The organism is Mucilaginibacter puniceus (assembly GCF_054783175.1).
Map to the genome: position 1 here is coordinate 241,235 of NZ_BAAGRB010000002.1, position 13,408 is coordinate 254,642.

The window sequence follows — 13,408 nt, forward strand, 5'->3', positions numbered from 1 at the left end:
TTAAAGGATCTTCATTAAAGTTATTACTATAGTTCGTAAGCTGGTGATCATGACAATTATCCCAACGGCAACCATTATAGCCTTTACAGATAATTTGCTGGAAATTTTAGCTGCTATAGGTGATGCCAATGCACTGCCTATAACCAAACCTGATACCGCTTCCCAATGCACGCCATTGGTCATGGTTATAAAAGTAAGGGAGCTGGTTATAGCAATAAAAAATCTGGATAATTTTACTGCACCTAATGAAAAGCGTGGATGCCTTCCACCTGCTATTAATGTTGATAACACAATAGACCCCCAGCCACCGCCAAAAACCGCATCAATAAAACCACCAATAAAACCTAAAGGGCGTACGTTTTTAAATTTATCAGCCGATTTTTTGCGTTTTACTTTAAAAGCTTTTGATAAAATAACTCCACCTAATATCAAGGTATACAATGATATAAACGGTTTAGTGTAGGTGCTGTATTCTTCTAAAGAAGATAAAATATACGCACCCGAAACTGCGCCAATAATACCCGGGATAACCAGCATTTTATATAGCTTCCAGTTTACGTTGCGTAAACGGTAATGCATCCATCCGGCTATACCATTACTGGTAACTTCTGATAAATGGACACCCATACTGGCTATCGCCGGTGGTAAACCCATTGCTAATGAAAAGCTGGTTGACGTAACACCGTATGACATGCCAATAGCGCCATCAATTAATGCGAATACAAAACCGGCACCAAAAAAATAGTAAAAGGCAGGATTAATTTCTTGAGCATAAGCTCTAAACTCCGGCTCATTATACCATAATGCTACCACAGTAACAATTAGTGAGAAAACTATCGTTCCCCAAATTATCCAACGTAGATTTCTTTTTGGAGCAGGCATAGGCTCAACCAATACCGCCGTAGCCTCATTAAGTGTTTTAACTTTATAGGCAAAATCGCCGGTCAAAGTATTACGCAGGTCGTTCATCTGCTGTAAGGTAATATCCAGCTCAGCGGGTAGGCTTTCGTTTAAAACCTCTTTTAATCTTTTAGCTATAGTAGGAGATTTACCATTGGTAGATATACCAATCTTCAGATCGCCTTTTTGCACGATAGACCCCAGGTAGAAATCGCAAAGATCAGGTTTATCAGCCACATTGATCAGTAATTTACGCTGATGTGCCGATTCGCGGATATAAGCGTTTAACTGACTGTTATCTGTAGCAGCAACTACAATATCCGCGCTATCCAGGTCATCATCTGTAAAGGATTTTTGTTTGATCGTAACTTTTGGATAGTTATTAGTTAAGCTATAAATTTCCGGAATTATATTTTCAGCAATAACTGTAACCCGCGCTTCCGGGCTGTTATGTAAAATAACACTCAACTTTTCTAACCCTACATTACCTGCGCCAATAAGCACTGTGTGTAATTGGTTAAGTTTTAAAAAAACAGGAAACAATTGATTCCCGGCTTTTTTATCGTCCTGAGCGGCTATTATTTCGTTATTTTCAGTTAGCTGGGTCATTGGTGCTTATGACTGTACTAATAATTCTCTTTTAGCTTTAACCGATGCAAGGAAATCTGCGGCAGCTGCTAAATATTTGGTGGCAAACACTTCTGATGGTTCATTTTGATTGATCTGTAAGATCAGGTCATTAAAACTTCCATTTAAGGTTATCTCGTTGGTATCTACATATTGTGTATCAAACTCACGAATGATTCCACCGTGTGTACTGCTATTGATACCTTTATCTAACAATAATGCTTTAGCTGCACTGATCAACACACTGTAAGCATGATAAATAGCATCAGCCCATGAACCAGCCTCGTACGAAGCATTGGCCCATTCCATTTTCTCATCGGCTTCGTAAATAAGCGTAGCTACCAAATCAATAACCACACCTGCACACTCACCAACACCAATTGCTGATGCATAAGTTTCTACATGGCCCCAGTCAATAAATTCTTCATCTGTAAGGGTGGTAAGGTCGGCCAATGGTTTTAGCATCTGGTAAAAATAGTCCTTACCTTGCCTGTCGTAATAATTATGATAATTCTCTGTATCAGTTGCGTTGGCTTTATAGTCATTCAATAAAGTCCTTAATACATCGGTTGCACGTTTTGAAGGTATTTTAATAACCCTGTCGCCGGCACGGCCAACACCATCGCCAACTATACCACCACCAAGCATTACCTGCATTGATGGTAAAACCCTTGCACCCGCTTTTAAAGAACTACCATGAAAGCCAATTTGCGCCATACTATGTTGCCCGCATGAGTTCATACAACCGCTTATTTTAATTTTAATGTCGCGGTTGTATATTAAATCAGCATATTCTTTATAGATCAGATCCTCAACTACAGCAGCAAAGGTCATACTGTTTGATATACCTAAGTTACAAGTATCCGTTCCCGGGCAGGTAGTAACATCGGCTACGCTATCAAAACCGGCGGCTGCCAACCCTATTTCAGTTAAACCGTTAAACAGGGCAGGTAGGGCTTCTTTGGTAACATATTTTAACATTAAGCCCTGGTTGGCAGTAATGCGTATCTCGTCTGCAACCAATGGCTTTAAAACCTCGATTAATTGACGAGCCTGCGCGGTAGGAATATCACCTTTTAATACTTTAATGTACACCCCATAATAACCTGCTTGTTTTTGTTCAAACACGTTAGTATCTAACCATTGCTGGTATTTCAATTCATCAACAGGTACAATACCTTCTAACCCGGTTGGTTTAGGTATAGTTGGTAGCGTTACCGCGTCGCGATTTATTTTGTAGGTTTTTACTTTATTAGCCGTTCTTTCAACTTGTGCTAAACGCAAAACTTCCTCTAAACCTAATTTTTGGATAAGGTATTTTAAACGGGCCTTATTACGATTATTACGTTCGCCATAGCGGTCAAATACCCGCAGCATTGATTCAATGTAAGGCACCAGCTGATCTTCGGGTAAAAATTCTTCTACCATATTGGCCAGCATAGGTTGTGCGCCCAAACCACCGCCTAACATCACTTTGAAGCCACGCTCGCCATTGGCGTTAATTTTTGGTATCAAACCCACATCATGCGCAAATGAAAACGCGGTATCATCATCGCTTGATGAGAATGATATTTTAAATTTACGCGGCATATCCTGGTTAACAGGATTGCGCAATAAATATTCAAAGGTGCCGTAAGCATACGGCGATACATCAAAAGGTTCTTTTGGGTCAATACCCGCGGTAGGCGAGGCGGTGATGTTTCTTACCGTATTACCACAGGCTTCACGTAAGGTAATATCGTCTTGCTCCAGTTTAGCCCAAAGTTCAGGCGTTTTATCTAAGCTAACATAGTGTATTTGAATATCCTGGCGGGTAGTTAAATGCAGGTTGCTACTTGCATACTCGTCAGATATATCAGCTATGCGTAGTATTTGTTTAAAAGACACTTTGCCGAAAGGTAACTTAATACGTATCATTTGTACGCCGGGCTGCCTTTGCCCATAAATCCCCCTGGCTAAACGCAGGCTTCTGAATTTTTCATCATGTATTGTACCTTCACGAAAAGCCCTTATCTTTTTTTCAAGATCAATAATGTCTTTTTCAACAATAGGGTTCTCCAGTTCTGTTCTGAAGCTTTGCATAGTGTGTATTGTTTATTTTTAATAACCTCCATTAAAATAATTGAGGTATAGTTTTAATGTTATTTAGCTGTAAACGTGGGTTAATACCCGGCGCAAAAATAATATTTTACAATTAATTATCCAAAGATATATATACTATATGGAATTGGTAGATTTTTTTATAAAAAAACCATATTTTAACAATAAAATGAGAATTTATACATTCAACGTGGTAAGGGTGGTTTCGCGGGCAATAACATCCGCAATGCTGGTTTTTGACAGGATATTTAAAGTAGCGTCCCGCACTTCAACAAATACATCGCGTATGCCACAGGTAGTTTCCAGGTGGCACTCATCGCATTTATGGTAAAAGTTTAAACTGGCACAGGGCAGCATAGCAACAGGCCCGTCTGTTATGCGGAGTATATTAACCAGGTAAATATCTTTAGGGTCCTTATTTAACGAATAACCACCGCCTGCACCTTTTTTACTGTATAAAAAGCCGGCATTACGCAGGTCAAGTAAAATTTGTTCTAAAAACTTTTTGGGTATGCGTTCCTGTTCGGCGATCTTAGAGATCTGCATAGGTGGCTGATCAACATTTTTACCCAATATTACTAATGCTTTAATAGCATACTTGGTTTTTTTCGATAGCATTTGTTACCAATTAATATTAACAAATATAAAAAAACTAATTCACACCAACTAATGCTATAGATTTGCTATACTTTATCAGAATGGCCGAGGTCCTTGCCCGGGTTAACCTTATCACGAACCAACTGCTTTAATTCTTTGATATCCGGGAAACGGCCCTGTTCTTTACGGTCAAATATTTTCTTGCCGTCTATACTTACCGAATATCTGCCAGATATTTCGCTGGGGTGCAAAGTAACGCCATACAGGTCATCTTCAAATGTGGTCAATAATTCCTGCGCCATATAAGCCGCACGTAACAGCCATTTACATTTCGGGCAATATTCAATGGTTATGGTGGGTTTCATTTTTTTAGAATCAAGATGTTATTATAAATCGCTCTTCGGTATTGGTGCTTAATATAGTCAACTCATCTCCAACATTTACAACACCTACACCCTTATGCACTACATTTTGACCAAAGTATATTTTTTTATTTTTTGAGCGATATCCCGCCAATGTTCTTAAAGGCTCTTTTCCTTTAGATGCATCATCCTGGTTAATGGTGGTGATATTGCAACGTGCACAAAGCTTTACTCCGTTAAAACGAATACCATTAATTGTAAACTCATTCATCGTATCTTCCTGGTAAGGCATACCACCTGTAAAAACCAGGTTCGGCCTAAACCTGTTCATGGGCAAGACTTCATCTAAATGGCTATTTAATTCATCCAGCGATGCCTGTCCGATCATCATAAATGGATAACCGTCAGATAAGGAAGTAATATGATCAGGCGCATATCTGGGGTCCGTTGGTCGATGTGAATCATCAGGCATATAAACTAACCTGCAGTTCAACCCTAAGGCTTGCGTGAACCATTTGTCTGCTTTGTCACTTACTAATTGACCCGTACAGTTATCGTCCCAAATAGTAACATCAATAAACTCGTTTTTTTGTGGTAGAAAAGGAATATGCAGACTGGTATTATCCACTGTATTAGTTACTAATAATCCACTATCGCTCAGAGCAACTTTTAATAAAGCCATAACCGCTACTTCGCGTTGCGATAAAAAACGGTTATTATCATCTATCAACATCCAGCGGCGATCATACTTAAAACCACGGTCAGTTATTTCAGCTTGCTGCAGGCTGATACCACCTAATGATTTGATGGGATAGATATAGATTTGGCTAATTTTAAGCATATGATGTTGATGTAAAGATATTAATTAGGATTTACCTTATATATTTGAAACGGCGGATATGGAAAAACTATGACATGGGTATCAAATGAGTAAAAGATTAACAGATATATTCAAATTAACGTTATTAATTATTGTTACGTCCTTAATAATAGGCAGTGCAGTAGCTTTATTTTTATGGCTGCTTACCGCTGCTATACACCTGCGCTTTAAGTATACCTGGCTGTTATATTTATTACCACTGGCGGGGATATTAATTCATTGGATATATAAAAGCGTTGGCAAATCATCCGAAAAAGGAAACAACCTGATCATTGATGAGATACACCAACCAGGCGGGGGCGTACCCTGGCGAATGGCACCCATTATATTGGCAACTACTATTATAACCCACCTGTTTGGCGGCTCGGCCGGGCGCGAGGGTACGGCGGTACAAATGGGTGGCAGTATTGCCGCCTTTTTTTGCAAATGGTTCAAAGTAAACGAAACAGGTACACGAATTTTGTTAATTACAGGTATAGCTGCCGGCTTTGGGGCAGTGTTTGGCACACCATTAACCGGGGCAATATTTGCTATTGAGGTGCTTACATTGGGTAAATTGGAATACAAGGCCATATTACCTGCCTTAATAGCGGGTTTGATTGGTGATTGGACGGTGGATGCCTGGCATGTTCACCATACTGTTTATCATATCGATATCATAGCGGCATTACCTGTATCAGATAACATCATATTAATTGGTAAAGTAATAATCGCCTCGGCTGTTTTTGGCTTAGTTAGTTATGTATTTGCAGCAGGTGTACATCAAACAAAAAATCTATTCTTAAAATTTATCAAAGTACAATGGTTGATCCCGGTTTTAGGAGGGCTGATCATTATAGGACTTACTTATCTATTAGGAAAACCCGATTACCTAAGCTTAGGCGTTGATGCCGAATATCCTGGTGCAGTAACCGTACCATCGGCATTTGCTATAGGGGGTGCCGATACATGGAGTTGGTTATGGAAATCAATTTATACAATTATTACCCTGGCTACCGGTTTTAAAGGGGGAGAGGTAACACCGCTATTTTATATTGGTGCAACATTAGGTAATTCATTAGCGGTATTACTTAATTCGCCTGTTAGCCTTTTTGCGGCATTAGGGTTTATAGCTGTATTTGCGGGGGCCACCAATACACCTTTGGCTTGTACTATTATGGGCGCCGAACTTTTTGGCAGTGAGCATTTACTGTTATTTGCAATTGCCTGCTTTACCGCCTACTTATTTAGCGGCCACAACGGCATATATTCTTCCCAGCTAAAGAATTTTTCTTCCGGGCGCAACTATATCTACCAAAAAATATACAAATACAGGTTTAATTTTAAAAAAAGAAAATAGTTCTGTAACTCTTTATACTAATTAAGCATCTTATTTGAGATAGGTTTAGTCCTTGTGAAAAAATGCTTTCAAAAACAAGCTTAAATTGTAAAATTTATATCACAAAACAGTAATTGATAGATATTTATCAAAAAAAATACCATAAATTAGTATTAATTAAAACTTTTTATTACTTTTTTAATTAGTTTTGTAATAATGGTGCTAAAAAAGTGCATTTATTTAATCCTTTCTGTATGGTTGGTGAACGCCGTAGTATGCTTTCATGCAGACACCGCTTCGGCTCCTTTACCTGACCATGTTCAATACCCGGGTGAGTCATGCGATGAAGGCGATACCGTTTTAGGTTATGCAACGCAAATATTTGATACAGATGACCATAGCAATTCTGATAAAAATAGCCACCCAATTAAAAGGGCACCACGTAAAATATTACCAAGGCGTATTGCCGAATTAAACGCGCAATTACCTTTTATACTTGATTTTTTAAAAGGTAATGTAGGTATTGATATAGCACAAACCTTTGGAACCCGATGGTTCAATAAAGCTTTTCTTCCCGGATATTATAATTTCCTGTTCCGGTATAAACCATTTTAATTTTTTCCTGATCTATACCATTCAATAATATTATTGTTTGGTTTTTTACTAATGCAATTAACCAGGATTGCGCACAACATATGTTTCAGGAAAAAACAAAATGAGAAATTTAACATCAATATACCTTTTGATAGCCTTAACAGCAGGGACATTTATGGCCGGCTGTATATCAAACGGACAAACTAAAGATACCGCGGACGAGGTAAGCCAGTTTCCCGTTATAACCCTAAATACCAGAGATACCATTTTAAGATCAACCTATGTGGCTGATATACAAGCGGTAAAAAACATTGAAATACGATCTCGTGTTAAAGGATTTTTAGAAAAAATTTATGTGGATGAAGGTAAAGCCGTATCAGCGGGGCAACCACTTTTTAAATTGAACGACCAGGAATTTAAGATCATGCTTGCTCGTGCAGAGGCTGCGTTAAGTAATGCACAAGCTGCTGCTAAAGCTACCGAACTGGAGGTAGAGCGTGTTAAATTACTGGTTGATAAAAAGGTTATATCTAAATCAGAATTGGAGGTAGCTAAAGCTAAATTAAATGGCGACAAAGCCAATATTGAGGAAGCAAAAGCGGAAGTTCAAAGTGCTAAAAACCATATTGCCTATACGCTTATACACGCACCGTTTGATGGGGTAATTAACCGTATTCCGCTTAAAGCCGGTAGTTTAATTGATGAAGGTACTTTATTGACCAACTTATCAGATATAAGCTCAATGTTTGCCTATTTCAGTTTTCCTGAAAATGAATACCTGCAGTATGAGCGTACCAAAAATACTTCGCCCGACAGAGGGAATAACCAGGTTAAATTGGCTTTGTCTGATGGTAGCGAATACTCCCATCCGGGTACCATTGAAACAGTAGATGGTGAGATAGAACAAACAACAGGTTCTATTGATTTCCGTGCACGTTTCCCAAATCCTAAAAAATTATTAAAACACGGAGCTACCGGCAGGATATTTATTGAGCACAAAGCTGAAGATGTAATATTGGTGCCTCAGCAATCGGTATTTAACATACAGGATAAAAACTATGTGTATATAGTGGATGCCACCAATAAGCTGCGCATGAAAGAGTTTACACCAAGCTCCAGATTATCGCATTTTTATGTAGTTAAAGAAGGGTTAAAGGCCGGCGACAGGATACTATTTGAGGGAGCGCAAAATGCACGTGAAGGAATGATTATTAAACCAAAACAGGTGTTTGCTGAGAAAGCTATGCTTGCTATGCAACAATAATTACACTAATTAACAGCGGGTTATAAAATTTACCTGCAGTATTTATCCTTATCCTGTTTCTATGTTTAATATGTTTATCAGACGGCCTGTGCTGTCGTTGGTTATATCATTAATTATAACCTTATTAGGGGTGCTGGCATTAATTACGCTACCGGTTACCCAGTTTCCGGATATTGCCCCGCCTACCGTAATTGTAACCGCTAAGTATACCGGTGCCAACGCCGAAGTTTGCGCCAAGGCCGTCGCCACTACATTGGAGCGTGGTATAAATGGTGTACCGGGCATGACCTATATGTCCTCTGTTTGTACTAATGACGGGCTTACTTATATTGAGGTTAACTTTAACGTTGGTACCGATCCCGACCTGGCTGCTGTGAGTGTTCAAAACAGGGTATCAACCGTTATTGATGAGTTGCCTGAAGAAGTTATTCGCGCCGGTGTATCCACCGAAAAAGAGGTGAATAGCATGTTGATGTACCTTAATTTATTGAGTACAGATACCAGCCTTGATGAAAAATTCATCTACAATTTTACCGACATCAATATTTTACAAGAGCTTAAACGTATTGAAGGTGTGGGCCGTGCCGAAATTATGGGTGCTAAAGAGTACTCCATGAGGGTTTGGCTTAAACCTGATAGAATGGTGTCATACAATATTTCTACCGATGAAGTTGTACAAGCAATACGCGACCAAAATATTGAAGCCGCGCCGGGAAAAACCGGGCAAAGCTCTGATAAATCGGCCCAGGTATTACAGTATGTATTGCGATATTCGGGTAAATTTATTGAGCCTGAGCAGTATAAAAAGCTGGTGATCCGTGCCGATAACAACGGATCTGTACTAAAATTGGAAGACATTGCAGATATTGAATTTGGTTCATTAACCTATAGCATGATATCCCGCACAGACGGACGCCCATCTGCCTCTATAGAGATCAAGCAACGTCCTGGTTCAAACGCGCGAGATATAATTAATAATATTAAAGCCAAAATGGACGAGCTGCAAAAAACTTCGTTCCCGGCTGGTATGACATACAACTTAAACTATGATGTATCGCGCTTTTTAGATGCTTCAATTCATGAGGTGTTCCGTACTTTAATTGAGGCTTTTATATTGGTATTTATTGTAGTTTATGTATTCCTTCAGGATTTCAGGTCTACCTTAATTCCAGCCTTAGCCGTGCCCGTTTGTTTAGTTGGTTCATTAGCCTTTATGCAGATGCTTGGTTTCTCCATTAACCTGCTTACGCTGTTCGCGCTTGTCCTCGCCATAGGTATTGTTGTGGATAACGCTATTGTGGTGGTAGAGGCGGTACACGTAAAAATGACCGAGCATCATATGCCGCCGATGCAAGCAACGATAAGCGCCATGAACGAAATTAGCGGTGCTATTATGGCTATTACCTTAGTGATGTCGGCGGTGTTTATTCCGGTGGCATTTCTGAGTGGGCCTGTAGGGATATTTTACCGCCAGTTTTCGTTAACGCTGGCTATATCTATTGTTATTTCGGGTATAAATGCTGTAACGCTTACACCTGCACTTTGTGCTATCCTGTTAAAACATGATCCGCATAGAAAAAAAACAGGTTTAACTGATCGGTTTTTTAAAGGTTTTAATGTTAAATATGAGGGGTTACAAAACAAATATTCCGGTTTAATAACCCGCATAGCAGGACGAAAAGTAATTACTTTGGGGATGCTGGCATTTTTCTTTGTCGCTACCTGGGGTATAAATGCCGTATTACCAAGTGGCTTTATACCTAATGAAGACCAGGGAATGATATACGCCAGTATAGCTACTCCTCCGGGTTCAACGGTTGAACGGACCGAACAGGTATGTAAGCAAATTTATGAGGCCACCAAATCTATCGGGGCGGTTGAATCTGTTTCTACCTTATCGGGCTATAACCTGGTGAGTGATATTGCCGGAGCCTCTTATGGAATGGTGATGATCAGCTTAAAACCATGGGATGAGCGCGATGAAGATGTGCAGGATATTATTGATATCATGCAGGAAAAAACCAGGAATGTGGCTGACGCGTCTATTGAATATTTCCCACCACCTACAGTACAGGGCTTTGGTAACACCAGCGGGTTTGAGTTTAGGGTACTTGACCGTACCGGAAACGGCGACTTGCAAAAAACAGCCGATGTTACCCATAGCTTGATAACCGTATTGAACGAATCGCCGGAGATATCGGGTACTTCAACCAATTTTAATGCCAATTTTCCGCAATATGAAATAGTGGTTGATCAGCAAATGGCTGCCCAAAAGGGGGTAACCATTGATAAAGCCATGTCAACGCTGCAAACTTTAATGGGTAGTTTTTACGCTTCTAACTTTGTTCGTTTCGGACAGATGTATAAGGTAATGGTACAAGCTTCACCCGAGTTTAGAGCAAAACCAGAGGATGTGCTAAAATTGCAGGTAAAAAACGACAATGATGAGATGGTTCCATTTTCCACCTTTGTTACGCTGAAAAGCGTATTTGGGCCTGAGCAGATAACCCGTTATAATATGTATACAGCAGCCATGGTAACAGGCAATGCTGAACCAGGCTATAGTAGCGGTGACGCGGTGAAAGCCATAACCCGTATTGCTGCTGAAAAATTACCCAAAGGCTATACGTTTGAGTGGTCGGGTATGTCACGCGAAGAGATATTATCGGGTAATCAGGCTGTATACATATTTGCTATTTGTTTGGTGTTTGTGTACTTATTATTATCTGCCCAATATGAAAGTTTCTTACTTCCCTTACCGGTAATCTTATCCTTACCTACAGGTATTTTTGGTGCGTTTTTCTTCCTGAAAATACTGGGTTTAGAGAATAATATTTATGCACAGGTAGCCCTGGTAATGCTTATTGGATTGTTAGGTAAAAATGCCATCCTGATCATTGAATTTGCCATACAACGACAAAAAGCGGGCGCAACCATATTAAAGGCGGCGGTTGATGGTGCTGCTTCAAGGCTTCGCCCGATATTAATGACCTCATTAGCATTTATAGCAGGTTTGATACCATTATGTATTGCTACCGGTGCAGGTGCTATGGGTAACCGATCCATTGGTACTGCCGCATTAGGGGGAATGGTATTTGGCACCATATTCGGGTTGCTATTGATACCGGGACTTTATGTGATATTTGCCAACTTGGGCCATAAAATGAAAAAGAAAGATCATAACATACTGGATGTAGATATAATAGTAGACCATCATCAAAAAGACTAAAAAGAATATGCGAACGTCAAAAATAGTTCATCCTTATATTTTTATAATTGTCCTGCTATTTACTATTGCCGGATGTAAAAATTATAAAGCAATTACACTTAAAGCCAATACCAATATCCCCAAAACTTATACGGGAGATAGTGATACTACCGGCATTGTAACTTTACCTATCCAGCAGTTTTTTTCAGATGCATATTTGGTAAACCTAATTGATACTGCCCTTACCGCCAATCCGGATATCCAGATGGCGATGCAAAGGGTAGAGATAGCCGCGGCCAATTTAAAATACAACCGTTCATGGTTATTACCATCGCTTGAATTTAATGCTACAGCCGGATTAGAAAAGTATGGTGACTATACGATGAATGGAGTGGGTAACTTTGATACCAACCTATCATCAAATATCGGCGGCAATCAACGTATACCCACTAATCCCACACCCGATTATTTTGTGGGTTTAAGAAGCTCGTGGGAGGTAGATCTTTGGGGCAAACTTTCTAATCAAAAAAAAGGGGCATATAACCGGTTTTTAGCCAGCAGGAGCGGATATAAACTGGTAGTTACCGCCATGACCGCAGAGATAGCCATGCTATATTATGAACTTTTAGCATTGGATTATGAGCAGGATGTTATTGAAAGAAATATCATCCTACAGCAAAACGCGGTGGAATTAATTGAGATACAAAAAATGGGGGGTAGGGCTACAGAACTGGCAGTACAACAATTTGTGGCACAACTGAAGCGCACACAAGGTTTAAAATATGCACTTGACCAGCAAATTACAGAAGCCGAAAACCAGTTGAATTTTTTAACCGGCGGCTACTCAAAAAAAATAGACCGTGATACTTCCATAAATACGCTTAAACTACCGGGTATATTAAAGGCGGGGGTACCATCGCAATTGTTATTAAATCGTCCGGACATTAAACAGGCCGAACTGGAACTGGCAGCCATGAATGCGGATATTAAGGCCGCACGTGCGGCTTTTATGCCATCATTAAACATAACTGCTTATGGCGGTTATAATGCTTTTAACGCGGCTGTTTTGTTTAACCCGGCATCGGCAGTTTTTGGGTTGATAGGCGGAGTAACCGCGCCCATATTTAACCGTGGACGCATTAAAGCCAATTATGAGCGTACCGTAGCTGAGGGCAGGCAAGCCGTATTTAACTACCAAAAGACCATACTTAACGGTTACCAGGAAGTAACAAACAGCTTAAAAGGTATTGATAATTATAACAACTATTACCAGCTAAAATTACAGGAAGTAGCCGCGCTTAAAAACGCGGTAAGTGTATCAAACGACTTGTTTTTGGTTGGACGCGCCACGTACCTGGAAGTGATAACTGCACAGCGTAATGTATTAGATGCAGAGCTGGAACTGGCTAATACCCGTAAATTTATTTTCCTGAACGCTATTAACCTTTATAGGTCAGTAGGCGGGGGATGGCAATAAAAATCAGGGCTTAGTGACCTTTGTGACTTCTTAGTGTTCTTTGCGGTTAAATTAACACAGAGAACACTAAGAAAATGCACA

The 13,408-nt window shown here is 39.8% G+C and carries 10 protein-coding genes; 5 read left to right on the forward strand and 5 right to left on the reverse strand.

Translation table 11 applies throughout. From position 1 onward, the window contains the following. From ACYVJ6_RS07930 to ACYVJ6_RS07950, 5 genes are all read right to left on the reverse strand, one after another. On the reverse strand, positions 1-1,509 hold the full coding sequence (locus ACYVJ6_RS07930) for a TSUP family transporter (protein ID WP_460693515.1): 1,509 nt from the start codon (positions 1,507-1,509) through the stop codon (positions 1-3). A 6-nt stretch (positions 1,510-1,515) separates the two neighbouring features. Further along, on the reverse strand, positions 1,516-3,609 hold the full coding sequence (locus ACYVJ6_RS07935) for a HEPN domain-containing protein (protein ID WP_460693516.1): 2,094 nt from the start codon (positions 3,607-3,609) through the stop codon (positions 1,516-1,518). A gap of 195 nt (positions 3,610-3,804) precedes the next feature. Beyond that, the gene (locus ACYVJ6_RS07940) at positions 3,805-4,245 is read right to left on the reverse strand and encodes an RrF2 family transcriptional regulator (protein ID WP_460693517.1); all 441 of its coding nucleotides are present in this window, start codon (positions 4,243-4,245) and stop codon (positions 3,805-3,807) included. 65 nt (positions 4,246-4,310) lie between these two features. Beyond that, positions 4,311-4,589 carry an Rdx family protein gene (locus ACYVJ6_RS07945; protein ID WP_460693518.1) on the reverse strand — a complete coding sequence of 93 codons (279 nt, stop codon included), beginning with the start codon at positions 4,587-4,589 and terminating at the stop codon, positions 4,311-4,313. A gap of 10 nt (positions 4,590-4,599) precedes the next feature. After that, on the reverse strand, positions 4,600-5,427 hold the full coding sequence (locus ACYVJ6_RS07950; RefSeq protein WP_460693519.1) for an MOSC domain-containing protein: 828 nt from the start codon (positions 5,425-5,427) through the stop codon (positions 4,600-4,602). 85 nt (positions 5,428-5,512) lie between these two features. On the opposite strand from ACYVJ6_RS07950, the gene ACYVJ6_RS07955 reads away from it, so the two are divergent. The 5 genes from ACYVJ6_RS07955 (at position 5,513) to ACYVJ6_RS07975 (ending at position 13,327) form a co-directional block, all read left to right on the forward strand. Next, on the forward strand, positions 5,513-6,805 hold the full coding sequence (locus tag ACYVJ6_RS07955) for a voltage-gated chloride channel family protein (protein WP_460693520.1): 1,293 nt from the start codon (positions 5,513-5,515) through the stop codon (positions 6,803-6,805). A 195-nt stretch (positions 6,806-7,000) separates the two neighbouring features. After that, the gene (locus ACYVJ6_RS07960; protein WP_460693521.1) at positions 7,001-7,399 is read left to right on the forward strand and encodes a hypothetical protein; all 399 of its coding nucleotides are present in this window, start codon (positions 7,001-7,003) and stop codon (positions 7,397-7,399) included. Between the two features lie 100 nt (positions 7,400-7,499). Beyond that, positions 7,500-8,642: an efflux RND transporter periplasmic adaptor subunit gene (locus tag ACYVJ6_RS07965; RefSeq protein WP_460693522.1), complete on the forward strand. Its 1,143-nt coding sequence runs from the start codon at positions 7,500-7,502 to the stop codon at positions 8,640-8,642. Between the two features lie 70 nt (positions 8,643-8,712). Continuing rightward, positions 8,713-11,871, forward strand: a complete 3,159-nt coding sequence (locus tag ACYVJ6_RS07970) for an efflux RND transporter permease subunit (protein ID WP_460693523.1) — start codon at positions 8,713-8,715, stop codon at positions 11,869-11,871. 7 nt (positions 11,872-11,878) lie between these two features. Further along, positions 11,879-13,327 carry a TolC family protein gene (locus ACYVJ6_RS07975; RefSeq protein ID WP_460693524.1) on the forward strand — a complete coding sequence of 483 codons (1,449 nt, stop codon included), beginning with the start codon at positions 11,879-11,881 and terminating at the stop codon, positions 13,325-13,327. The last annotated feature ends 81 nt before the right edge of the window (positions 13,328-13,408 follow it).

Coding starts and splice junctions, on each gene's coding strand:
- ACYVJ6_RS07930 (WP_460693515.1), bottom strand. CDS start 1,509: ATGACCCAGCTAACTGAAAATAACGAAATAATAGCCGCTCAGGACGAT.
- ACYVJ6_RS07935 (WP_460693516.1), bottom strand. CDS start 3,609: ATGCAAAGCTTCAGAACAGAACTGGAGAACCCTATTGTTGAAAAAGAC.
- ACYVJ6_RS07940 (WP_460693517.1), bottom strand. CDS start 4,245: ATGCTATCGAAAAAAACCAAGTATGCTATTAAAGCATTAGTAATATTG.
- ACYVJ6_RS07945 (WP_460693518.1), bottom strand. CDS start 4,589: ATGAAACCCACCATAACCATTGAATATTGCCCGAAATGTAAATGGCTG.
- ACYVJ6_RS07950 (WP_460693519.1), bottom strand. CDS start 5,427: ATGCTTAAAATTAGCCAAATCTATATCTATCCCATCAAATCATTAGGT.
- ACYVJ6_RS07955 (WP_460693520.1), top strand. CDS start 5,513: ATGAGTAAAAGATTAACAGATATATTCAAATTAACGTTATTAATTATT.
- ACYVJ6_RS07960 (WP_460693521.1), top strand. CDS start 7,001: ATGGTGCTAAAAAAGTGCATTTATTTAATCCTTTCTGTATGGTTGGTG.
- ACYVJ6_RS07965 (WP_460693522.1), top strand. CDS start 7,500: ATGAGAAATTTAACATCAATATACCTTTTGATAGCCTTAACAGCAGGG.
- ACYVJ6_RS07970 (WP_460693523.1), top strand. CDS start 8,713: ATGTTTATCAGACGGCCTGTGCTGTCGTTGGTTATATCATTAATTATA.
- ACYVJ6_RS07975 (WP_460693524.1), top strand. CDS start 11,879: ATGCGAACGTCAAAAATAGTTCATCCTTATATTTTTATAATTGTCCTG.